Annotated in this window: 22 protein-coding genes; 4 read left to right on the top strand and 18 right to left on the bottom strand. The window is 28.0% G+C overall.

The features are described from left to right. Positions 1 to 97: 97 nt before the first annotated feature. Positions 98 to 835 carry an LPS export ABC transporter ATP-binding protein gene (lptB, locus tag GQS57_RS01565; RefSeq protein WP_165730546.1) on the top strand — a complete coding sequence of 246 codons (738 nt, stop codon included), beginning with the start codon at positions 98 to 100 and terminating at the stop codon, positions 833 to 835. A 228-nt stretch (positions 836 to 1063) separates the two neighbouring features. On the opposite strand, the gene GQS57_RS01560 is transcribed toward lptB, so the two are convergent. Further along, positions 1064 to 1789 carry a phosphatidylcholine/phosphatidylserine synthase gene (locus GQS57_RS01560; RefSeq protein ID WP_165730544.1) on the bottom strand — a complete coding sequence of 242 codons (726 nt, stop codon included), beginning with the start codon at positions 1787 to 1789 and terminating at the stop codon, positions 1064 to 1066. A gap of 179 nt (positions 1790 to 1968) precedes the next feature. Here GQS57_RS01560 and GQS57_RS01555 point away from each other — a divergent pair, with 179 nt between their 5' ends. The 3 genes from GQS57_RS01555 (at position 1969) to GQS57_RS01545 (ending at position 5274) form a co-directional block, all read left to right on the top strand. Further along, positions 1969 to 2952, top strand: a complete 984-nt coding sequence (locus GQS57_RS01555) for a YheT family hydrolase (protein ID WP_165730542.1) — start codon at positions 1969 to 1971, stop codon at positions 2950 to 2952. A 70-nt stretch (positions 2953 to 3022) separates the two neighbouring features. Then, complete coding sequence (locus GQS57_RS01550) at positions 3023 to 4093, top strand: PorV/PorQ family protein (protein WP_205860169.1); 1071 nt, start codon at positions 3023 to 3025, stop codon at positions 4091 to 4093. A 5-nt stretch (positions 4094 to 4098) separates the two neighbouring features. Then, positions 4099 to 5274: a DUF4105 domain-containing protein gene (locus GQS57_RS01545; protein ID WP_165730540.1), complete on the top strand. Its 1176-nt coding sequence runs from the start codon at positions 4099 to 4101 to the stop codon at positions 5272 to 5274. Here the strand turns inward: GQS57_RS01545 and GQS57_RS01540 are convergent. The 17 genes from GQS57_RS01540 to GQS57_RS01460 form a co-directional block, all read right to left on the bottom strand. Beyond that, positions 5261 to 6643: an exopolysaccharide biosynthesis polyprenyl glycosylphosphotransferase gene (locus tag GQS57_RS01540; protein WP_165730537.1), complete on the bottom strand. Its 1383-nt coding sequence runs from the start codon at positions 6641 to 6643 to the stop codon at positions 5261 to 5263. The two genes, GQS57_RS01545 and GQS57_RS01540, sit on opposite strands and share 14 nt — an antisense overlap. A gap of 107 nt (positions 6644 to 6750) precedes the next feature. Then, entirely contained in the window at positions 6751 to 7656 is a 906-nt protein-coding gene (locus GQS57_RS01535; protein ID WP_165730532.1) for a hypothetical protein, read from the bottom strand. A 3-nt stretch (positions 7657 to 7659) separates the two neighbouring features. Beyond that, positions 7660 to 9084, bottom strand: a complete 1425-nt coding sequence (locus GQS57_RS01530) for an MBOAT family protein (protein ID WP_165730531.1) — start codon at positions 9082 to 9084, stop codon at positions 7660 to 7662. A 3-nt stretch (positions 9085 to 9087) separates the two neighbouring features. Then, on the bottom strand, positions 9088 to 10269 hold the full coding sequence (locus GQS57_RS01525) for a glycosyltransferase family 4 protein (protein ID WP_165730530.1): 1182 nt from the start codon (positions 10267 to 10269) through the stop codon (positions 9088 to 9090). Between the two features lie 13 nt (positions 10270 to 10282). Further along, positions 10283 to 11623, bottom strand: a complete 1341-nt coding sequence (locus GQS57_RS01520) for a phenylacetate--CoA ligase family protein (protein WP_165730529.1) — start codon at positions 11621 to 11623, stop codon at positions 10283 to 10285. After that, positions 11620 to 12633: a glycosyltransferase family 4 protein gene (locus tag GQS57_RS01515; protein ID WP_165730528.1), complete on the bottom strand. Its 1014-nt coding sequence runs from the start codon at positions 12631 to 12633 to the stop codon at positions 11620 to 11622. The genes GQS57_RS01520 and GQS57_RS01515 overlap by 4 nt, the downstream gene beginning before the upstream one ends. Next, complete coding sequence (locus GQS57_RS01510; protein ID WP_165730526.1) at positions 12623 to 13966, bottom strand: O-antigen ligase; 1344 nt, start codon at positions 13964 to 13966, stop codon at positions 12623 to 12625. The genes GQS57_RS01515 and GQS57_RS01510 overlap by 11 nt, the downstream gene beginning before the upstream one ends. A 1-nt stretch (position 13967) precedes the next feature. Continuing rightward, positions 13968 to 15044, bottom strand: a complete 1077-nt coding sequence (locus tag GQS57_RS01505; protein ID WP_165730524.1) for a glycosyltransferase — start codon at positions 15042 to 15044, stop codon at positions 13968 to 13970. Next, positions 15045 to 16163, bottom strand: a complete 1119-nt coding sequence (locus tag GQS57_RS01500) for a glycosyltransferase (RefSeq protein ID WP_165730522.1) — start codon at positions 16161 to 16163, stop codon at positions 15045 to 15047. Continuing rightward, on the bottom strand, positions 16160 to 17158 hold the full coding sequence (locus tag GQS57_RS01495) for a glycosyltransferase family 2 protein (protein WP_165730520.1): 999 nt from the start codon (positions 17156 to 17158) through the stop codon (positions 16160 to 16162). Before GQS57_RS01495 ends, GQS57_RS01500 begins: the two co-directional genes overlap by 4 nt. Continuing rightward, on the bottom strand, positions 17148 to 18299 hold the full coding sequence (locus GQS57_RS01490) for a glycosyltransferase family 4 protein (RefSeq protein WP_165730518.1): 1152 nt from the start codon (positions 18297 to 18299) through the stop codon (positions 17148 to 17150). The genes GQS57_RS01495 and GQS57_RS01490 overlap by 11 nt, the downstream gene beginning before the upstream one ends. A gap of 3 nt (positions 18300 to 18302) precedes the next feature. Next, on the bottom strand, positions 18303 to 19655 hold the full coding sequence (locus tag GQS57_RS01485; protein WP_165730517.1) for a hypothetical protein: 1353 nt from the start codon (positions 19653 to 19655) through the stop codon (positions 18303 to 18305). After that, the gene (locus GQS57_RS01480; RefSeq protein ID WP_165730515.1) at positions 19645 to 21225 is read right to left on the bottom strand and encodes a hypothetical protein; all 1581 of its coding nucleotides are present in this window, start codon (positions 21223 to 21225) and stop codon (positions 19645 to 19647) included. Before GQS57_RS01480 ends, GQS57_RS01485 begins: the two co-directional genes overlap by 11 nt. A gap of 7 nt (positions 21226 to 21232) precedes the next feature. Beyond that, a complete protein-coding gene (locus tag GQS57_RS01475; RefSeq protein WP_165730513.1) occupies positions 21233 to 21925 on the bottom strand; it encodes an acylneuraminate cytidylyltransferase family protein in 693 nt (230 codons plus the stop codon). Next, positions 21925 to 23085 carry a UDP-N-acetylglucosamine 2-epimerase gene (neuC, locus tag GQS57_RS01470; protein ID WP_165730511.1) on the bottom strand — a complete coding sequence of 387 codons (1161 nt, stop codon included), beginning with the start codon at positions 23083 to 23085 and terminating at the stop codon, positions 21925 to 21927. The genes GQS57_RS01475 and neuC overlap by 1 nt, the downstream gene beginning before the upstream one ends. Before the next feature lies 1 nt (position 23086). Beyond that, positions 23087 to 24094: an N-acetylneuraminate synthase family protein gene (locus tag GQS57_RS01465; RefSeq protein WP_165730510.1), complete on the bottom strand. Its 1008-nt coding sequence runs from the start codon at positions 24092 to 24094 to the stop codon at positions 23087 to 23089. Continuing rightward, positions 24091 to 25287 carry a glycosyltransferase gene (locus GQS57_RS01460; RefSeq protein ID WP_165730509.1) on the bottom strand — a complete coding sequence of 399 codons (1197 nt, stop codon included), beginning with the start codon at positions 25285 to 25287 and terminating at the stop codon, positions 24091 to 24093. Before GQS57_RS01460 ends, GQS57_RS01465 begins: the two co-directional genes overlap by 4 nt. Positions 25288 to 25294: the final 7 nt, after the last annotated feature.

Raw genomic sequence — 25294 nt, 5'->3', positions numbered from 1 at the left:
AATTATATTAAGATTTTAATACTTTACAATTATTACTTTTACAAACAACAACAATTACACAATTAAACGTTTACACAATAATACATTGTAAAGAAATATGATTTTAAGAGCAGAAAATATAGAGAAGATCTACGGAAGTAGAAAAGTTGTTACCGGAATCTCTTTAGAGGTAAAACAAGGTGAAATTATCGGACTTTTAGGTCCTAATGGAGCTGGAAAAACAACTTCTTTTTATATGATTGTTGGGATGATAAAACCAAATTCTGGTAAAATTTTCTTAAATGATGAAGAAATTACCGAAGATGCCATGTATAAACGTGCTCAAAAAGGGATTGGTTATCTAGCACAAGAAGCTTCTATTTTTAGAAAATTGTCTGTTGAAGAAAATATTATGTCTGTTTTACAATTTACAGATTTATCAAAAAAAGAACAAAAAGAAAAATTAGAGTCTTTAATTGAAGAGTTTAATATTGGCCATGTTCGTAAAAACAGAGGAGACTTATTGTCTGGTGGAGAAAGACGTAGAACAGAAATTGCACGTTGCTTAGCCTCTGATCCAAATTTTATTTTATTAGATGAACCTTTTGCTGGTGTAGACCCTATTGCTGTAGAAGATATACAAAGTATTGTAGCTCATTTAAAAGACAGAAACATCGGTATTTTAATTACAGATCATGATGTACAAGCTACTTTAGCCATTACAGACAAAACCTATTTAATGTACCAAGGAAGTATTCTAAAAAGCGGAACTCCAGAAGAATTAGCTGCAGATGAAATGGTTAGAAAAGTATATTTAGGTAAAGATTTCGAATTGAAAAAGAAGAAGATATTTTAAGCTACTTTTTTTATAATTACTAATATTAGCCCTTTCAGTTTTAAAATTGAAAGGGCTTTTTTTATATAAAAATCAATCAGGAACTATTAGACCACTAAAATAGGTTTGACCGCACTCAACTACACATATTAATTGTTTTAAACTATAATCCTTGCAGTTAAATACTTACCTATTAATTTAAAAATCTTATTTTATTTTTCACAGACGCTTTTTGTAAGTCTAACAGATTTAAACTGTTTCTTTTTTTCTAAAATTACTAATAATAGATAAAGTTACATAAAGTATAATTATTAAAGGAATTGAAATATACTGTAAGAAGATAATCATTAATAAAGAAACTAATAAAAACAAATATTTCACCAAATTACTCTTAACAGAATACTCTTTAAACTTTAAAGAAAATAAAGGCAACTCTGCATTCATTAAATAGGTTAATAATAAAGTAATTGCAATTAAAAAATAATTATTTCCTATTAAATTTTGAGCAAATTCTACTGTAGAATATTCTTGAATTAAAGGCAAAGAAATGATAAACAAACTCATTGCAGGCGTTGGTAAACCTATAAAGGAATCTGATTGTCTCGTATCAATATTAAATTTAGCCAATCTATAACAAGCTCCTAAAGTTAATAGTAAACCTACAAAAGGCAAATAATTGAATTCGTTAAAATCATATAAACCAGAAGTGTTTTCTATTAATAGTTTGTAAACAATAATTCCTGGTACAACACCACTTGTAACCATATCTGCCAAAGAATCTAGTTGTTTCCCTAACTCTCCAGAAACATTTAACAATCGAGCGGCAAAACCATCAAAAAAATCAAATAGAATACCTAAAAGAACAAATAAACCAGCAAAAACAAAATCTCCTTCCACAGCAAAAATTGTTGCAATTGTTCCACAAAAAAGATTACCAAGCGTTATTAAATTAGGAATGTGTTTTTTTAAATTCATTTTAAGGTTTTATTTAAAGGCTAAAATAAGAAAATCGATTTTATTGGTTTTCATAATCCTTAAAATTTTGCAATATTTGTACTAATATTTAAGAACTTGCCACGAATTCACCAATAAAATCAAAATGAACGCTTGTAACATCTCATTATTTTTGATTTTAAACTTTACAAACAGAAAAAATGCCTTTATTAACCTCAGACTTCACTCCTACCTTCCTTTTTAAAAGTGGTCATTTAAATACTATTTATAGATCTGTTTTCTCAAAAGAATCCTGTAACTATAAAAGAAAAAGAATTTCTACATGGGATAAAGATTTTATTGATTTAGACTTTTCTCTAGTTGGTTCCAAAACCTTAGTTTTATTAATTCATGGCTTAGAAGGAAGTTCTCAATCTAAATACATCGTATCTACAACGAAACACTTAAACCAAAAAGGGTTAGATACTGTGTGTTTTAATTTAAGAGGTTGTTCTGGCGATGATAATTTGCTTTTAGGTACATATCACAGTGGAAAAACAGAAGATGTAGATTTTGTTATAAAGCATCTTCTAGACAATTATAATTATGACAATATTATACTAGTTGGTTTTAGTTTAGGAGGTAATTTAACCTTAAAATATATAGGAGAGCAATCAGAAAATATATCACCTAAAATAAAGGGCGGAATTGCAATTTCTGTTCCTATTGATATTGCTTCGGGAGAATATGAATTAGAGAAATTAAAGAACAAAATCTATTTAGAGCGTTTTTTAAAAAGTATGAAGACTAAAATTTTAGATAAGGCTGCAAAGTTTCCTGAATTTAATTTAGATAAAGATCAACTAGCAAAAGCTACCCGATTTAAACATTTAGAAAGTCTATATACAGTTCCTGTTTTTGGTTTTGAGAGTCCAGAAGATTATTGGGAAAAAGCAAGTGCAAAACCATACTTATCAAAAATAGAAACACCAACTTTACTGATCAACTCTAAAGATGATACTTTTTTGTCCGATAAATGTTTCCCTATCGATGAAGCAAAAAATTCTAAAAATTTCTTCTTTGAAACTACAACTTATGGGGGGCATTGTGGGTTTATCTCTTCTTTTTACAACGCTAAAAACAACTGGTTAGAACTTAGAATTGAAAGATTTATCAGGCAAAATATTCAGATAAATCTATTATAAACAATATCTTTAAAAAACTACTGTTATTTTAGTATGTTTTTAGATATTTGTTACTGATAATTTTCATCCTTTGAAACAAAAAATATTATTTTTTATACTACTTAGTCCACTTCTTTTATCTGCACAAGCATTTAGAAGTTACTCTAATGAATTTTTAACTATAGGAGTTGATGCTGCTGGACTAGGAATGAGCAAAAGTGTTGTTGCTACAACCAATGATGTCAACTCGATCTATTGGAATCCTGCGGGATTAGTAGGTATAGAGGACTATCAAGGATCGTTAATGCACGCCTCTTACTTTGCAGGAATAGCCAATTACAACCATGCAAGTTTTGCAATGCCAATAGACAAAGAAAGTGCGGTTGGAATTTCTATAATACGTTTTGGTGTAGATGATATTTTAAATACTACAGAATTAATTGACAGTGATGGAAACATCGATTATAATAGAATTCAACTTTTTTCTTCAGTAGATTATGCTTTTAACTTTGCGTATGCTAGAAATTTAATTTTTAAGGATGTTAAATTTGGTGTAAATGCTAAAATTGTTAGAAGAATTATTGGGGATTTTGCTTCATCATATGGTTTTGGCTTTGATGCAGGAATTCAGTTTGAACGCAATTCTTGGAAGTTTGGCTTGATGGCTAGAGACATTACCACCACTTTTAATAGTTGGGCGATTAATGAAGATGAATTTAACAAGATTAAAGACGCCATTCCTGGGCAAAATCAAGATTTACCAGAAACAACAGAAATCACCAAACCAAAATTACAATTAGGAGTAGCTAAAAGCTGGAGAATAGGCCGTATGTTTAATCTTCTTTCGGAAGCAAATGCAAATATGCGTTTTACCAAAACCAACGATATATTTTCTTCTGATGTAGTAAGTATAGACCCAGCAATGGGTTTTCAGTTAGATTATGATGAATTAGTTTTCTTAAGAGCTGGTGTTGGTAATTTTCAATACATCACAGAATTCGACAATTCAAAATCGCTTTCTATGCAACCCAATTTTGGTGTTGGTTTTAAATACAATGGCATAAAAATAGATTATGCTTTAACAAACATCGGTAGTGTTGGTAACGCATTGTATTCAAATATTTTTTCAATTACTATAGATTATAGTTTTTTTAGACCTTAATTTTTATGAACAAAAAGTACTTTCTCTTACTATTTTTACTTTCCATATTTTCACCCTTAAAAGCACAACTACAACTTTCTGAATATGCAGAAGTTAGTATTGTTACTGCAGGACCAGGAGAAGAATTATATGAAGCTTTTGGACATTCTGCTATTAGAATTAAAGATCCCGTTTTAAAATTAGATTTAATTTACAATTACGGAATGTTTGATTTTAATCAGCCTAACTTTTATACAAACTTTGCAAAAGGAAATATGATTTATAGCTTAGCTCGCTATGATTTTAAATACTTTATAGCTAGTTACAGAAGAGACAAACGTTGGTTAAAAGAACAAGTATTAAATTTAACTACGCAAGAAAAGCAACGCTATTTTAAATTCTTAGAAAAAAATGCTTTGCCAAAAAACAGCAACTATCAATACGATCCTTATTTTGATAATTGCGCTACCAAATTAAGAGATATTACCAAAACCATTTTAGGTGATAAAGTTGTTTTTGATGATAACAACCTAGAAAAAAACCTCACATTCAGACAATTAACAAACAATGAAATTCCTTGGAATTCTTGGGGAACTTTTGGATTAAATTTAATAGCAGGTACAAAACTAGATGAGCAAGCAACTTTTGAACAATATATGTATTTACCAGACTATGTATATAGTTCTTTTAAAAGTGCTACCGTTTTTATTAAAAATCAACCACAAGAACTGATAAAGAATGAAATTGTACTTCTAAAATTTAAAGAAAAAGAAGCTAAGATTTCAATTTTTAATCCTTTTTTAATCTTTAGTCTTATAGCTCTATTAGGTATTTACATTACATATAAAGACTTTAAAAACAATAAAAGAACCAAATCTTTAGATTTTACCTTATTCTTTGTAACAGGTCTTATCGGTTGTGCATTGTTTTTTCTTTGGTTTTTCTCAACACACTCCACAGCTCCAAATAATTTTAACTTATTATGGGCATTTGCTCCTAATGTAGTAGTTGCTTTTCTATTATTGAAAACTCATCAACCAAAATGGTTGAAAAGATACATGCAATTATTACTATTATTTCTAGTAATAATCCCTGTTCTATGGATTGTAGAAATTCAGGTGTTCCCTGTAGTTATAATCCCTTTATTAGTATTACTTGTAGTAAGGTATTACTATTTATCAAAAAAAATTATTGCCCTTTAAAATATAAGACCGTAGTAAATGTCTTTATAAAAATCTTAAAATCTAGAAAAGCACTACGCTCTTTAATATAATACAAATCGTAGCGCAATTTAGTTTCTTGCTCTTCTATAGTATTTGCATACGGATAATTTACTTGAGCCCAACCTGTTAAACCAGGTCTAATAACGTGCCTAATTGTATAAAATGGTATCTTATCTTCTAAATCTTTTACAAACTCTGGCCTTTCTGGTCTAGGACCAATTAAACTCATATCTCCTTTTATAATATTAAAAAACTGAGGCATTTCGTCTAATCTAGTTCGTCTTAAAAAATTTCCAAAAGTAGTAATTCTAGTATCATTTTTTTTAGCCCAAACAGCTACACCTTTTTCGGCATCTCTAACCATAGACCTCAACTTAAAAATTCTAAAAGGTTTACCATTTTTTCCGACTCTTAATTGTGTATAAAATAAAGGACCTCTGTTTGCGATAATATTACCAATAAAAATTAACGGAATAACACATAAAAAACCTATTGCTCCTACTAATGAAAGTAATATATCTACAATTCTTAAACCAAAAAGATAGAAATTATTAGAATTATTCTTACTAAAATTGATGTGTCTATAAAAATTATGATCTAAATATTCTCTAGGAATTCTAACATTTACATTTTCATAAAAAGTTTCATAACTCACAATATTTACGCCTTTCTCAAATAACAAAATAAGCTCTTTGTTTAGACGATTTACTACTTCGTCAGAAAGATCTCTTTTTGATACAATAACCTCTGAAATTACATTATTTTCCAAAATTGAGGATATAGTAGTTTTAGAAATATCCATATAACTATCAATCCCTTCTAACTTTTTATCTGACAAATAAGCATGCACATGATGAAAAGAATCACTATTAACTTGAGTCAATAATTTTTTAATTCTTTCTGAATTACCAATAAAAATGACTGACTTAAAATACTTTGGAGAAAATATTAAAGATATATAGATGAATCTCCAAAGTAAAAGTGGAATAAAAGAAATTAAGAAAAAATAGACTATTTGTAATCTATTCTGTGGTAATTCTGGTGCAAAATAAGGCGTAAAAACATAAAAAATAGTTGTGGTAAAGACTGTAAGCACAGTTGCTCTAACAGTTAAATACCTATTATTAGAAACATTTAAGCCGTAGAGCTGAAAAATTTGACCAAAAATTAGAAAATAAAACATCAATAATAGCAACCAATTAAGAATGGCATTGCTTTTAAATTTTATGTATGTAAAATTGATAAATAATGAAGCTAAATATAAATTAAAAAGAAGAATAATAACATCTATTATTCTTAAGAAAAGCTTTCTTTCCGATACATTAAAGTAAGATATTTTTGTAGCCAAACGATATTATTTTATATAACTCATTTAAATTAATTCAACTAAACACCTAATTGAAATAAATATTAAAAAAAATTGTGGGAGATGATGACAAATTTATAAAAAGAATACTAATTTATAAGTGCTTTAAAGTTATTTATAAAAAATAATGTACTCTGTTCCCTTCCTTTGTTATTTACATGAATTCTATCATAAAAAAATTGGTCTTTATTCTCCAAAACAGCAGAATGATTTATAACAAAATCACCCAACATACTATTAAAAGTATACTTTTCTGATTGATAAGGAGCAATATAAATTATTAATTCGCAATTATTCTCATTTAAATAATTTTTAATCTCTTTAATTATTGGATTTGTAATTTCTGTATGTATTTCTTTTATTTTAGAAATACTTTTTTCTTTTTCATGACCAGAAGACGGATAAGAATAGTTACCATAAGCATCAAATTTATTTCTAAACTGAGGTTTTAAAGCACTTAATGCTGCCGGAAGCAACAACTCTAAATTATAGTAAGAATATGCGAAAAACGGATTGAAATTAGCATTAGTTAATATATTTAAAGTGCTATTTTCATATTTCTTAAAATGGTTTTTTATATAATTTCTATTTACAAAAGGTGCAAATCGATAATCATTGCTACCTAATTTTGATGGTGTATTTAAAAAGTGATTCGCATCTAAAACCAATATCAAATACTTTGCTTTAAAATTAGATTCAAAGAAATGTTGAACCATTAAAAACTGAGTTTTTAAATCGGTATCATCCATAGATAGGTTAACACCATTTGTCTTTAGTTTTTCATCAATTAAACTTGTATTAATAGTCGTTAACCCTCTACTAGAACCAACTACAAAATAATCTAATTTTTTATCTGGATTAAATCCGTTTACTAAAAATGCACTTTTGTAAAAACTAGATTTTCTTAAAAAATAACTAGCAGAAAAACCAATTATATTTCCTAAAAGTAAAGCTAAGGCCGAAAAGTAAATTATTTTTTTTATAAATTTCTTCATCTTTTAAAATTGAAAATAGATAAAATCTGCATGATTTTTTATAGCTCCCAAAAAAGCCGTTAGTAAACATAATAGAATTAAAAAATAAGAATTAAAATAGGTTTCAACTCTTCCTTTTTTATCATTATAAAACTCAGTTGCTATTAAAAAGAAAATACTACAAAACGTAATTCCAGTAATAATTAAGTATTTACTTGTTGAAGCATAAAAATCGCCTCCGGTAGAGAAAGTAATTATTCTTGAAATATAATTAAAAGCATCTGTAATTGTTAGAGATCTAAATACAATCCAAGAAAACATTACTAAAATAAAAGTACTAACAATTTTAAAACCATTTACAATAGCGTTAGATTTCTTAACCTCTGTTTTTCTCTTCTTTATTGCAATAAAAAGTGGAATATATAAAACAGCATGCATAAATCCCCAAAAAATAAAGGTCCAATTTGCACCATGCCAAAACCCACTAACTATAAATACAACACCTACATTTCTTATCGATTTAAGTAACGTTCCCTTACTTCCGCCTAGCGGAATATATACATAATCTCTAAACCAAGTAGAAAGAGAAATATGCCAACGTTTCCAAAATTCACCAATATTTTTTGATAAATAAGGAAACTTAAAATTGGTCATTAAATCGATATTAAAAAGTCGGGCTGTACCAATTGCAATATCTGAGTACCCAGAAAAGTCTCCATATATTTGAAAGGAGAAAAGGAATGCTCCTATTAAAAGAGATTCAAAAGATTGATTTTCATAATTATTAAAAATTCCATTTACTATAATTGAAGCATTATCTGCAATTACTATTTTTTTGAAAAAACCCCAAACAATTAATTGTACACCAGAAACTGCTTTATCATAAGAGAATATTCTTTTCTTATAAAACTGGGGTAGTAAATTAGTCGCTCTTTCTATTGGTCCTGCAACTAATTGCGGGAAAAAGCTAACAAATGATGAAAATGCTAAAAAATTAGGTGTTGGTTCCAACTTTTTTCTATAAACATCTATTGAATAACTTAAGGTTTGAAATGTATAAAAACTAATACCAACCGGTAAAATAATGTTTAATCTATCTGCTGAAATAGAACTTCCAAAAAAAGTAAAAGCAGCTGTAAAACTATCTAAAAAGAAATTATAATATTTAAAAAAACCAAGCAAGCCTAAATTAATTACAATGCTAATTGTTATTAATAATTTCCGCTTAGAGACGTTACTTATTTCTCCAAGTTTTTTACCAATCAAAAAATCGACAATAGAACTAAAAAGGATTAAAATAAGAAAACGCCAATCCCAAAAACCATAAAAAACATAACTAGCTATTAAAATAACTGCATTTTGTTGTACCGCTTTTTTTGAAAAAACAAACCAGTATAAAATGAAAACGATGGGCAAAAAGACCGCAAAATCTACAGAGTTAAAGAGCATCTTTTAGTTTGAGTTTATAAAATTTTGAAGTTCAATCATCTGTTTTTCTAAATTAAACTCTTTTAAATGAGCATATATCGAATTTTTAGAATGGACTATATAGGTTGTATTATCCATATTGTTTAGGTTAGAAATATTTTCACTTAAAGCATCAAAATCATTTGGCTCAGAAAATAATCCCACCTTTTGTGCTTGTATAATTTTTTCTGCTTCACCAGATCCAATATATAAAATAGGAACTCCTAATTGCATTAATTCAAAAATTTTAGAAGGTACGGCTCCGTAAATTTTATTTTTTAAAGGAACAAAACCAATATCGTATTTCCTTATTTCATCTTTAATTTCTTTTGCAGATTTTATTCCATGAAAATAAATATTATTCTCAGGGTTTTTCGATAATTCTATAATTTGATCTTCTTCCATTCCTGCACCATAAATATGTAATTCTGCACCAATTTCTTTAAAATCAATTTGATTACAAATATTTAAAATCCCCTGTGCATAGCCTAATAAACCTGCATAAACAATTTTTAAATTCCCTTTACTTTTTTCTTTAGTAACATACTCTCTATAGTTAGGCACATTTCTATAAATTAAAAACTGTTTATCTACAACTCCTTTTATATGTGATATTATTTCTTCTGATTGTCCTATAATCTTATCAGCCAGTTTATAATTTAGCTTTTCTATTTTTTCTAAGAAACTATAAAAAAAACCTTTTTTTATAACCTCTAATTCTAATGCCGATAATGGCCAAATATCAGAAACATTTAAAATATTCTTACATCTTAAAACCTTTGTTAATACTAAACCAGAAAGTGCTACTAATAGTGGTGGAGATTGAATGATAAAAACATCTGGTTTCTTTCTTAAAAAACTAAAAACAGAAAACCAAAAAGACAATGCAAAAGACAACATACTGAATAAACGGATAATTGCATTTTTAGATGTAGAAGGAAAAATCCAATATCTTTTTACTATAATTTCATCTATTTCTTCTTCAATAAAAAATTTCCCACTATACTTTTCAAATATTTTACCTTTTGGGTAATTGGGTAGCGGACATATAACAGTTACTTTATTGCCTTTATCTTTTAAGCCTTCTGCCAAATTTTTTATCCTATTTGCAGCAGCGCCCATTTCTGGGGGATAATAATTAGAAATAATTACAATATTTTTACTCACAGTTATAACTTAATTATTTAATATTATTATTTTTTAAAAGCCTAGACTCTACAATTTGTGGTTTTCCTGATTTTGATGCAGCTATAAATTGCACTTCTGTATAATGAATTTTAAAATCATCGTCTAAAATATACTTTTGCAACTCATTAGTTACATTTTCTAAAACACCTTTATTGAATCCAGTATCTTTAATGTATTCAATATTTATTTCTCCTTTTTTCTCTTGAATAACTTTGAATTGTTTAATCTCTGGAACATACTCAAAAATACCTGTAAATGAATGAACTGTCAGTTTTTTATTTTGAGATAAAAGAATAACATCCGTATCTCTACCAACAATTTTTTCTAATAAAGGATATTTAAACTCCCTGTTCTTTGGGTATTTTTCTTTTGGTAATTTAATTGCTAAATCACCTATTTTATAACGAATTAACGGCATTGAATAACCATCTAAACGTGTTACAACCACATGACCTAATTCTCCATCTTGCAAAGGCCTATTATCATCATCTAAAATTTCTAAATACACATGTGGAGTCATGATATACTTATATTCTAAATCTTTTTCACTAGCAATTAAAAAACCTTCATTACAACCATATGTATCATATACTTTTGTTGTAAAAGCTTTTTCTATATTTTTTTTATAATGACTAAACATTTTATCTCCAAAACTTATGGCTCCTTTAAAATGTACCTTATAATTATGCTCTAAGGCATATTCTGCAATAATATTTAAAGAAGATGCATAACCTGCTAAATAATAATTTTTAGTATTATTTATTTCTTTAAAAAGGGATGCCAATTGTTCTTCTGTTAATGAAAAAGCCGTGATATATTTTGTTTTAAACAATCCATCTTTAATAGTTTTTAAAACACCTCTATTAGGTGACATACCTGTTTGTACAACAGTGTTTCCTAATTTATAACCACTCCACTCCCACCAATGAGACAAAATAGCTCTAATATTTGACTGCTCTTCTTTATTCATAAAAACAGTGCTTTGTATACCAGAAGAGCCACTACTCGAATATGTAATTAAATCTGTTTTTGTTACTTTTCTAGAAAGTAAATTATCTGCGTTTGTTCTTATGTCATTTTTAGTTAAAATAGGGAAACTTTCTAACCATTTATAAGGGTCGTTTCCTTCTAATTGAATTGATTTATATTTAGAAACATTATTTACGGTGTGTTCTAAAATATTTTTTAAATTCTTTTTCTGAAGATCTTCTAATTCACGTTCCGATAAAGTATCTACTTCCCGCCAATACTTTAATTGCTTTAGATAAGATGATTTATTTATGAAATCTCCAATCGGTAAAAAAACATTTTCAATTAATTTGTTATAAATCATTTTAAAATTTTAAACCATTTATACTTTATAACTTCCCAATCAAAAGTTTCTGCCTTTTCTCTTGCTCTCTTAGATAATGTCGGGTGCTCCACTTTAACTACATCTATAATAGCATTGGTCATTGCCGTTACGTTTTCTTTTTCAACTAACAAACCATCAATTTTATCATCAATCAAATAAGGCATACCACCAACATTAGTACTTACAACAGTTAAACCTAAAGCCATTGCTTCAATTACACTTATTGGTGTATTATCAAAATTAGTCGTATTTATAAATATGTCATATTCTGTTGATTTCTTATGCCAATCTTCTTTTGTTAAAACTCCAGTGAGTTCAACAGAACTCTCTATATTATACTCTTTTATTAACTCTAATGTTTTCTGATGAGAGTCATCTAAAAAAGGACCGATCATGCATAATACTGCATTCGGATATTCTTTTTTTAACTCTAAAAGAACCTCTATAGCTAATGTAGGATTGTAAAGGTGTTTAAATGATCTTACCCATAATAATTTAGGTTGAATATTAGTTCTATTGTTGTAATTATAATCCTTTAAAGAAATTATATTAGGAATAAATTCAGTTTTAAAGTTCTCAATATTAAATGCTACTTTTAAATAATTTGAAGGTGCTACGTTTTTATATGAATTTTTAAATATTGTTTTGGACAATTTAGGACTTGAACTTAATCTCTTAGGTAAGTTCCCACCATGTAAGATTGGAATATATTTAATATTATAAATTCGTGCCAATTGTGAAGTAAATAAAGCAAAATAAAAATTTGTTGTACTATACGTATCTATAAGAATATAGGTCACTTTATTTCTATTTTTAAAGACAGCAAAACACATATCAATTAATCGAATCAGTTTATTAGTTTTAGAAGAAGATTTGACCAAAGAATATCCTTCAGATTCTAATAAAGAAGAAAGCAAAGTCATTGTTGTCTGATACTTTGTTTTTTTTGATAAATTATTTCCTATGTAGAGAATTCTCTTATTCTTCATCTATCAAATCATTTTCTATATCTGTAATTCTTATCAGACTTAAAGCATAAATAAAACCTGGTAATGCCACTCTCATTGCTGAATGGTTAATTGTTAAAAACCACATCATATAAAATGCAATTATAAATCCTTTTTGAAAATTATTCGCTTTAAAAAAATTAATGAGCGGAACAATTAACAATAATAGCAGTAAAACAAAACCTATAAAACCATGCTCTTCTACCAACCTACCAACTTCATTATGTGAAGCTGCTGTTATAGTCTCATTAGATTTCATTCTTTCATATTTACCATTACCTACACCAATTCCCAATGGGTTTTCAAAGAAATTATTAAATTGAAATGCTATTAAATCTCCCCTACCTGTAGAAATATCTTTCTTTTGTATTCCTGCCGCATTTTTACCGGTGTATCGATTATCTAACATTCCCCCTGTTATATTAGAAGTATAAACCCAGATAGCAATTAGAAAAAAACCAAGAATTAGCACATACTTAAAAATTACTTGGAAACTCATTTTTTTATATAAAATGAAAAAAAATGCAAAAAGAATTAAGGCAATGGCTGCTGTAAAAATCCCTCCTCTAGAAAAAGTTAACAAACCTCTATAAATAAAGTAAATTAAAAAAAAAGCATCTAAATAAATATAGCCCGTTAATTTTTCTTTCAATAGTAAAAAAACAGCAATAATAAGAATCCCAAGACCAACTGCTGTAGCCACTTGGTTAGGCCCAAATCCACCTGATGTTTCTGACATTGCAGCACCACCAAAAAGAATTTCTTTTAAATCTGGAGTTCTAAAATACATATACGTAATCATTGAAAACAATGGTAACAACATAAAGAACAACGCATCTAATAGTTTTTGTTTACTTATAGGTCTATAATAAAAATACATAGCACAAATTCCTAAAACCACAGGACCACTTAAGTTAAACACAATATTTGTACGTAATGACTCTCCTTCCGGAACTTGTGTAAAGACAATACCCAGTAATAATAATAAAATATAAAAAAGATAGTGTACAGAAAATCGTTGTTTAAAAGGCCCAAAAATGATACCTAAAACTAAAAATAACATTACTCCATATTTTCCCGTTTCATAAAGAAAAACACCTTTAATCATTCTTAAAAATATTTCTCCTCCCGCCATGTAAGAAGCAAACAAAAAAGCTTCTTCATTTCTATTATTTGAACTAACAATAACTACTAAAGGAATAATAAGACATATTAATCCATAAAATTTAGGGAACAATGGAAGAGTACCTAAATACCCAATAAGAATATGGATACATATAACTTTAAGTTTATTATTTAATATATATTGAATCAAATTATAAGGTGTATATATTTTTTAATTGAATTATAAAACTCTCTTGTGAATATTTATTTTGAACATTTTTAAAGTGCATATTTCCAAAAGAACTTCTTTTATCTGCTGAAAGTACATACTCTTCTAGCGCTTTTGCCAGCGCAATACTATTTTCTTTTTCTACAACAATTCCAGATTTACCATTTTCTATTACTTTACTGCATTCACCAACATTAGTAACAACTACCGGTAGTTTTGCCAATCCATATTCTAATAAAGTAACAGGTAAACCTTCTGAATTTGAAGATAAAGCTCCAATTGTTGCTTGATTAAGGACATGTTCTATATCTAGACATAGATCATAAAAATAAACAGATTCATCTAACTTATTTACAGAAATAAATTGTTTTAACTTTTTTGAATAATTATCATTAAAGTCTTTACCAATAAAGTGCAAGGTCCAATCAGGATACTTAATATATACGCTATTAAATGCTTCTAAAAGATTCAAATGATTTTTCACCTCTCTTAAAGATGCTAAAATTACAATTCTTTTATTATCTTTTCCTTTTAATTTTGTTGTTTTACTTTTATTTATAAATTGAGGGAAATTATCTAACTTTATTGATTTCTTGTGTTTTAATTGATTAATAGCCCAAAGATTAAGCTCTTCGTTTACATTAATAATTCCATCAAAAAAAGTGCTAATAAATTTTATTACAAAAAACTTAAATCCTTTTAAATTAACATAATTTCCTGTATGATTATGCCAAATAATCTTCACTTTAGGATAAATTATCTTTATGCAAAAAGCAAAAAAATAAGATGTAGTATGCGCATGAATAATACCTATATTATTCTTCTTTAAATATTTCTTAAATCTGAAAATAGCAGAGAAATCAACACTACTTTTCTTTTCTAAAAATAAGAAACCGATACTTTTATTTAAATTATCTTTTAATACTCCTTCTTTTCTTGTTGTACATAAATGTGAATTAATCCCTTCAGAACTTAAAGCATTTGCTATGTTAACAGCAAGAACTTCTGCCCCACCAGTATCCAAAGAATCTATCACTTGTATAACTCCTAAATTATCCATTTAAAAGTATTTTTTTATTTCTGATGAAAATTTTTCCAAAGTATATTGCTGAGACCACTTTTTAGCGTATAAAACTTGTTTTTGATACCTATTCTTATCATTAATATAATTTTCAATAACAGTCACTATTTCATTAGCTTTTACATCACTTTCTACAATAGTACCTCTAGTTCCATTTCCTAACATACTTTCTACACAAGAAACTTTAGATGAAATTGGTAAACATCCCCAAAACATTGCTTCCGCAACTACCTTAGGCCAACCTTCAGACTTTGATATGAAAATTAAAAAATGTGCTTTTTGAAATGCTTTTTTAACAACTTCTTTAGATTGATTTCCATGTAAAATAACGTTTTCGCTAAGATTATTTTGTTCAACATACTCTTTAACCTTTAAAAACTCTACACCATAACCATACATATCTAACTTTGCTGCAATATTTTTTGTTAAAAGTTTTTCTATAACTTTAACGCTTAATAATGGCTGTTTACCTGATGTAAAAGCACCGACAAATATAAAATTAATTTTAGAAGAAAAGTCTTTTTCAGGGACATCTATAATTTCCTTATTAACATAAGATGCTGTAAAAAAAGGAACAATATTTTTTGATTGATGTTCCCATTCGCCATATACCAAGACTTTGCAATTTTTAGTTAAAAAGGTGTTAGAAACAATCCATTTTTGAATTCGATAACTTACTGGTTGTTTACTTTTAGGATCCCAATTACCAGCATATTTAACCGTTTTAGGTTTAGATGGAAATAAAATTTGAACAAAACATCCTAATAGACCTACATTTCCTGGACATCTTAAATGTATATGATCTGCCCAAAAACAAGCTTTTATAATTTGAATTAAAATATATGGAATTTTAAATATAGAAAGAATTTTAGTTTTTAAAGACAATACATCAAAAACTGGTATCTCTTTTAAAGTAACATTGTTAAAATTGTAAACTACTTCTATTGCTGAAATTTCTTCTTTAGAAATAGGAGCAACAATTCTCGTTTCAGATACATTCTGTAACCATAAATTCATTTCACGAACATAAGGTTCGTAAGCATACCATTTTTGATTTTTACTTTTATGCACCGCATGTGTTATAATAGCAAACTTCATACTTTTAAAGGTTTATTAAAGAGTAAACTAATCCACCCTATTTTTCTACCTAGTGCTTCGGTAAATGCTTCCTTTTTCATATTTCCTTTTATGCAATTAGACAAACGTATTGTCATTAACAATAATACTGTAGCATTCCATTTTACTCTTGCTTCAAAAGATGGTTTCGGAAATTTTGTACGCCAAACATACCAACCATTTCTAACCACCATTTTTCCGTAAGTATACTTATTAGGTCTGCCTCCGTCTTCATGATAATGATATAAAGTAGCGGAAGTATTTACGTATAAATTATAGCTTCTAGAAACTCTTAAACAATATTCTAAATCTTCATACAAACCATAGCCTTCAAAATATTCTGAGAATTTAATGGTATCTACTACTTCTTTTTTAAAGGAAGAAACTCCTCCCATAAAATACTCTGCTTTATAGGTTTTATTATTTGGAGGTAAGCTCCCAACCGAAAACCCATTTGAAAACTCTGGCATTATACAAGGTGGTTGATCCGATAGTAACCCTAATCGTTTACGTAAAACATTTCTACTTCCTAAATCTCTAACATAACCATCAATTTCAAATTCTTTAAACGTTGGTTTTTCATCCTTTATTAAAGACCTCCATTTCACCTCATTTAAGATATACCCTCCAACTCCTCCAGCTTCTGGTTGTTCTTTATAAGTGGCAATTAAATTTTTAAAATAAGGTTTTTCTAAAATAATATCATCGTCTAAAAAACAAACAATATCTATATCTCTAGAAACTTTTGAAATCCCAAAATTACGTTGCTTTGTTAATCCTCTATTTGCTTTATCAACTTTAAAATAGACAAGATTTTTAAACGTATTTTGCTCTAAAACAAGTGTTGTTTTGTCATCTGCAGAACCATCAATAATTAAAATCTCATCAGGATATACTTCTTGCTCTTCAACGGATTGTAACAACTTTAAAATTGCTAAAGGACGCATGTATGTGCAAATAATTAAACTAAACTTCATTTGCAATATTTTTTTTATAAAAGGTGATATTTTTTGTTGTAATTATTTTAATTGAAAAATTTTCAACCACTTCTTTATGTGCCCTCTCTCCTATTTTTTTACATAAACTTTTATCATCTAAAAGTTGTATTATTTTACTAGCAAACCCGTCATGATTTTTAGGATCTTCTAAAAGTCCGGTTTCTTCGTTTTTAATAATTTCTTTTGCCCAAGAGTAATTAGTGTTTACAATTGCTTTTTTTAAATACATGGCTTCAATAGTAACCATACCAAAAGATTCTGCCAAAGAAGGAAATACACAAATTTGAGTTTTAGCAATTACTTTTGTTAATTCGTTATAGGGAACCACTCCTAAGTATTCAAAATTAGTTAAAGCTTCTGCAGATAGTAAATCTTTAAACAAACCTAATGTAGATGTTTTTGTTTGTACATCTGGCACATCAATTCCTAAAAAAGATAGCTTTGTATCTGGTCTTTCTAAAATAACTTTATTAAAAATAGCTGCTAATTCTAAAATTCCTTTTTTACGTATAATAGAACCAAAATACAAAATCGTATTTTCTTTTACGATAACGTCAGTATGTGTTGGTATCGTTTCAAAAAACAATCCATTCGGAATAACAGTTCCTATTTTTTCAACTTTAAATATTTTATTAGAAAGCTGTAATACAAAATCAGAAACTCCAATTACAGCGGTTGCATTTTTATAAGCTACTTTTTCAAAAAAATAATTTTTCTTACTTTGTGGTCTTTTATCAAGATTACAGAAAAAAGCATCCGTGCCGTGTAATCTTAAAACATGTGGTATTTTAAACTTCATAAAAGCCGTAATACCGGTCCAATCTACTGCTTCTAATAGATCTATTTTATCTTCTGATATAATTTTATTTATGTACGTATTCAGTTGTTTTCTATATAGGTAAAAACCGAAATATTTAAATTGATTCTTCTTGATTTTATGGATGGTTAAATTTCCTTCTTTAATAATTTCCGTACAATCTTGACCGTAAATAAAAACAGAAACTTGGTGGTTCTCTTTTAAAATACCAAGAATAATATTTTTTGATGACGTACCAATTCCTGCGCAAGCAGTGGTTATTTTTTTATGCGGATATTCTGGAAGTAAAAAACCTATGTGCATATGTTAAATTATCTTACTTAATACGTTTATATAATTCTCTGCAAAACCTTCTATGGGGTGTTTCACAATTGTTTTTGCCCATTTTTTTTGTTTTAAAATTGCTACATTATTTTCTTCTTTAATAATTTTAAAAATTACTGCAAATTCACTTTTACTTTTAATGTGATAAATAGCATTATCAGATTCTTTTAAACTTTTAAAATGTACTAGTTTATAAATTTCATCAATAGAAAATAATGGAGAACTATTTTTAACAGTATAATCTAAATAAAAAGCTGGTTTATTTAATAATGTTGCATCTAAGCCCATGGTAGAACCAACATTTATCATAGCATCTGTATAATAAATAATAGAAAATAATACTTGAGAAGCATTAAATTCTGTGTTTTTTGTGTGTATAACCTTTGTAACATTATCGCTATTCTCACTTAATAAATTATCAAACCTATTAGATCCTTCCGTTGGGTGTGGTCTAAAAATAATATGAATATTTTCCTTACTTGAAATATTGTGTTTTTTTACTTCTAAAATTAAATCTTCTAAATATTGAGGCTCATCTTGACCAATTGCTTTAAAGTTTGCCGAAAAACAAATATAAAATGTTGCCTTTGGTATTTTAAATTCTCTAAAAAAATCTTCTCTATTTATTAATTTTTGATTCGAATTATAATCATGAAATTGAGGAGTACCCGTTGTAAAAACAGTCTCTTTTTTTACAGTTGGATAATAATCTACCAATTCATTTTTCATATAATTACTCCAAACCACATAGTAATCTGCATCTACTAGCTTATTACCTTTTACAATATTATCCCAAGAATGAATAGATGTTAACACCTGTACATTGTTCTTTTTGGCCGCTAATGAAACACCCAATGTTATACTTGTAGATTGATGTGTAATTAACAACATATCTGGGTTTTCTTTCTTTAGAATCTCTGTAGATTTTTTATAAAAGCTTGTTTTTTCTACAAAACTATTCAGTTTTTTTTCTAAAAATAAAATTCCTTTATCAGACTTAAAAAAGTTTGAAAAGAAAATAATACTTTTAAATTTTAAAGCATTTTTAAACCCTTTTACTCGTTTAAATCTTCTATAAAAAGTATGCGTATTTTGTTCTTTAATAGTATCAAAATACTTTAAACTTGCTTTTTCTTTTAAATATTTTAAATATTCTATTTTGCCATTAAAATCTAACTGTGGTAATTGAATTGAAGCGTAATTGGTCTCGCCATCATACCAAATTTTTAGATCGTATTTCTCATCTAATAATTTTAAAGTGCCAGAATTTTCGTAGTTATCATAATTCGATTTATTTACAAAAACAATTAATAATTTCTTTTTTTTAATTGACATTGGCCGTTTTATTATTAAAATTACTTAAAAATAATAATAGCGATATCACCCTATGTAAAAAATAGATTCCTCTACCAGGATTATCTACTTGTTCTTTACACAAATCTATTAGTTGTTCCTTATCAAAAAACTCTTTTAAATACTCAAAGTTTTCTTCAATAATATCCATGTAAATAGCTCCAACATATTCGTTAAACCTTAAATTCCATTCTTGTACTGTATTGGTTGTTTTTTTCAACGGATCTTTAAAGTATTTTTCTAGTTCGGCATTCGAATTCATAATAATTTGAAGATGTAAATTATCATCAGAAAAATTACTTTTTTCCAAACCATAACTATGTTTCATAAAATCGTATGCTAAAAAAGGCGATGTTTTATCAGAAAATGCGGTAAGTGTTTTATGTCTATTTCCAAAATTACCTGGCATTCTTGCATTTCTATAAAAACTGATAGAAATTGGATTGCTCTTATCTGAATAATAGGTAGTTTCTAACAAGTCTAAAAGTTGGTTTCTTTCTGATAAAAAGAACTCTTTATGCTTTGCATTTATAATCTTATTTACAAAAGTAGCCGGAGTTAAATATTCATCAAACTGTTCCTTATCAGACAAATTATGATCTAATAGAAGACGGACACAAGCTCCTGCTTCTCCCATTAAGTAATTACTTTCACTCGCTATTTTAGAAGCAAAATTAGCCATATCTACATAAGATAAAGTACACAAACCTCCAGAAACACTAGAAATATGATTAGCCAGTTTTAAAAAATTAGAATTATCTACATTCTTAAAGTTTTTAAACGGAACTCCTAATTCTTCACTTATTATTTTACCTTGTTTAACATCTGCAGAGTTTTCATGTCCGAAGTTACAAAGCTTAATGTTTTTTTCTTTCTGTAAGGTGCTCAAAATGGTTAAGCAATCTCTACCAGCAGTAATACCAACCGTAACATTTTTGAATTTATTAGACTCTTTACTAAAAGCTTTAATCGCTTTTTTTAAGTTAGGTTTATTTTCTAAAAAATGAAACTTATTTTCTATTATTTCAGTATTATGGATGGTATATTTATAAGAGGCTTTTATTTTACTTACTTCTTTATAGAGTTCTGGATACGGATTTACTCGATACCCAAAAGTAAGTTGAGAAAATAAACCTAAAGGAGATATTGTTAATGTTGTATTTAACTTTTCCGCATTATTAAAGTTTTCGAAAAAGATAAAAGAATTATCATCCTTTTTTAAATAGTAAAAAGAACCAATACCTAAAGCGTCAGACACTACTTGTGTTTTATTTTCTTTTTTATCATGTACAAAAACCTGAAAAATTCCGTCTAAATTGGATAAATTAGATTTTAAAACCTGTCCTTTACCTAAAATAACATTAGAAATAAACTTCTTAAATTGCTTTTTTTTATTATCCGAAGAAATTAATAAAAATATAAAACGATCTGTTGTACAGCTTAAATGTTTACTTCCTTTTAAATCCTTTTTGGGTTTAAAAAAAGTGTACTTAAACTTTTTATTAGTAACAGTTACATGCGTATTAATTGCCTTCTTTAGTACTATCTTCATTATTTTACTACTTATTCTTTACAATACTTTCTGCTTTTTCCCAATCTTTTAAAGTATCTATATTTACATGATTCTCTTTAGGAGTCACTAAAAAAGCTACACTATTTCCATACAAAGAGTTTTGTTCTTCTATAACATTGGTTTTTGTAATATATACACTTCCGTCCCTATGATAAGCCAATGGAAGTTCTTGTCTTCTGGGAATAATACTTTTTTCTCCAGTAGCTATTTTCAAATTTCCATCATCATTCATTTTAAAAGTCCAATGCGGATTGTACTCATGCGGAACTTCTTGCACTGAAACTAAAGAATCTGTATCTTGTGCTATAAATTTTTCGATTGCTTCATCTAAAAAAGCTAAAGTTCTAAAAGGACTTATAACTTGTAATAAACAAACAGCATCAAAATATTCTCCTTTATCTTTATAAAACTGTAACGCATGCTTTATAACCGGTAAAGTTGGCGATGCATCTTCTGCTAAATTAGCTGGTCTTTTAAAAGGAACTTCTACTCCTAAACCTTTAGCGATATCAATAATTTTATCATCATCAGAACTTAAAACTACTTTAGATAAATACTTAGAAGCCAAAGCAATTTCCGACGTGTATTCTAACAAAGGTTTTCCTCCAAGTAATTTTATATTTTTACCTGGTACTCCTTTAGATCCTCCTCTTGCTGGTATTAAGCCTAGAATTCTCATTAATAAGTTATAGTTTTATGAAATAATAAAGGAATTTGGGCCAAAACATCAGCTATTTTTTTACCTGATTTTCCATCACCATAAATAGTAGAAGATGAAATATTTTTATTATTAATTTGAGTTAATATCGCTTCTTTTATAATGTCTTTATTATAATCTACATCTAAGACATTATCTCCTCTTTCTCTTCTATTCTGACGACTACCAAGATTAACAACCGGTACGCCTAAATAAGAACATTCTCTAATACCAACACTAGAATTCCCTATTAAACATTTAGAATTCACTAATAAAGTTAAAAAGTCATGAGGCTCCATGTTTTTAAAGAAATGAATATTCTGAGGTTTATTTATTTCTCTAAATTGTCTAATTCCACTTGAAGTTCCGTCTGATCCAGCATCTACATTTGGCCAAAACCAAAATGTAGGAATCCCTAATTCTACAACCGCATGTAATGTTTTTAAAACATCTTCTTTTGCTGCCTTATATTCTGTGGTTACCGGATGTTGCATTACAACAATATATCCTTTTTCTTTCCACTCTAAAGAAGTACCAACTCCTCCGTATTTTTCTACGGGATTAAAATCTAACAAAGGTTTTTCTTTAATTTCTTTGGCTAAATCTATAGAAGGGCAACCTGTATTTATTACATAATCAGGATTCTCGCCTAACTTTATTACACGCTTTTTAGCATCTTCCGAAGCTACCAAATGAATATCTGCTAACTTTGTATTTGCATGTCTCACTTTTTCATCAATATTACCAGTAACCTCACCACCTTGTATATGTATAAGAGGTATATTTTGATAAGCAGCTGCAATAGAAGTTGCAATAGTTTCAAACCGATCTGCAATAGTAATAACGGCATCTGGTTTTAAATTATAGAAAACATTGGCTAATTCCATAACTCCTAAACCAGTAGTTTTGGCCATAGCTGTTGGGTTTTCTCCCTCTAAAACCATAAACACTTTTTCATTAATTTTAAAACCATCTTTTTCTATCACATCTACAGCATTGCCATATCTACCTAATAAGGCAGAACCTGCAATAACTAATTGTAACTCTAATTTAGGATGGTTTTTTATAGCTGTAAGTGCTGTTTTAATTCTACTGTAAGAAGGTCTTGCAGTAACCACAACACAAATTTTTCTTTTTAACATATTATTCTTTTAAATCGCTAAAATTTAAAAAATCCCATTGATTAAGATCTTTATTTAACTCTTTTCCAATGACATCTTTATAATCACTTGCTAAAATACCAAATCCCTTTGGTTTTTTGGTTTCAAGGTCAGAAAAAGTTATTAAATGTCCTTTTGGTAAATTCTTATTAACAGCTAAAGATTTTTCAAAAATTTGTTTTAACTCATTAAAACTAGAGTTTTCATTTTTATCTATTGGGTTGTTTAAAGCCTCTTTTATTTTTCTAACCGCTTTTACTAACTGTTTCGTTTCTTTAAAATTCAAAGACGCTTTGGCATCAGGACCAAACATTTCTTTATTAAAAACAACATGAAACTCTAAAATATCGGCTCCTAGAGCTACTGCTGCAATACTAGCTTCTATAGACGATGAATGGTCTGAAAAACCTACCGAAACATCATATCTTTCCTTTAATTCTTTAAGTACATTAAAACCAAACTGTTTTGGAGCTGTTGGATATGCTGTGGTGCATTGTAAAATAGAATACTTAGCATTTCTACTTTTTAAAAATGCCACCGTTTTATCTAATTCTTCATAAGAACTCATTCCCGAAGAAATAAGGATAGGTTTCCCTGTCTGAATAATCTTTTCTAATAAAACGAAATTATTTACCTCTCCAGAACCTATTTTGTAACGTTCTACTCCAACTTCCTCCAATAAATCAACCGCTGTATTGCTAAACGGAGAACTTATAAACTCTAAACCAACTTTAGTACAATGTGCCTTTATTTCTTTCCATTGTTCTAAAGTAAATTCCATTCTTTTCCAATAATCGAAACGAGTTTTATCCTCATAAGAAAAATTTACACGAAAAGGTTCTTCACTACTACTTTCTGCAGCTGCAATATGTGTTTGAAATTTAATTGCATTACAACCTGTCTTAGCAACCGCGTCAATATAAGAATGTGCTAAACCTAAACTACCATCATGTGCCTGTGCAATTTCTGCAATTATAAATGTTTCTTTCATTTGATTTTTTGTAAAAATGTGCTTAAATTTTCTTTTTGTGAAGCAGTTGTAAAATGATTTTTAAATAGTTGTTTTCCTTCCAGTGCTATTTTCATCCCTTTATCATTTGTGTTATATAATTCTATAATTTTATGACCCATATCTGTTAAATCGTCACATAAAACAGCATTTTTATTGGTTACCTCCGGATAACATTCTACCGCTGCTTTTGTGGAAACTAAAACTTGCTTATGATTAAAAACGACAGGGACTCTAGTTCTTGTTCCTGTATTAAATTCCCAAGGAATAATATGAAAGTCTCCTGGTAAAAGAACATTGTCTAATTCTTTAACAAACCCTAAGGAAACGATACTTTTATCAAAATTTATTAAATTCAATAGTTTTTCTGATGCTCCCTTTAACTTCCCTATAATAACTAATTCTACAGTTGGTATTGCTGTTTTAATTGCATCCCAACATACAGTCAAAAATCTTTCCAAACCAATTCTGTTTGCTGTTGTTCCCATACCGCCAAGATGTACTATTTTAGGCGTTTTATTTGGTTTAACATCAACTTCTATATTGATATAAGTAGTTGGTAGATAAAGCGCCTTTTTTTGATGTTCTAAAACCTCATTTGTTTCTGTATAAGAACCAGAAACAACACCTGCTACAGTTTTTATTAAATTTATTTCAACTCGTTTTTTCTGAAAAGTATGAAAACGTTTGTTTAAATTCTGATTCGGAGTTCTTAACTTCGCCAACTTATATTCCCAATCATGGTGACTATAAATACTTGGTGTTTTTAAATTAAATGCAGCGACCATTATTGCATTCCATCTCCATTCTGCCCAAATAAAATCGATTTTATGTTTTATAATAATGTTTTCAATAAACTCTTTATTCTCTTTATTGATAAAATAATATTCAAACTTTGTCGGATTAAAAATAGCATCACTTAAACGCTTTATTCCTTTATTCGGTTGTTTTTTAACCACGGAATAAGATATAATAGTATCTAACTTTTCTCTAACATCAGTATAATCATCATTATTAAAAACACTTACATCATTCCATTGTGTAGCTAATAATATAATTTTATACCCCAACGAATGCAACAAATCTACATGACTAAAATATACAGATGCACCTCCGCTCGAGTTTAAGTCTATTTTACTATTGTTTACAATAAATAATACTGTTTTTGAACTCATTTTATAA

Origin of the sequence: Polaribacter sp. 20A6, assembly GCF_011378915.1 — a bacterium.
In the GTDB taxonomy this organism is placed as follows: domain Bacteria; phylum Bacteroidota; class Bacteroidia; order Flavobacteriales; family Flavobacteriaceae; genus Polaribacter; species Polaribacter sejongensis.
Note: the sequence above shows the minus strand (reverse complement) of the source record. Positions and strands in the feature narration are given on the sequence as shown.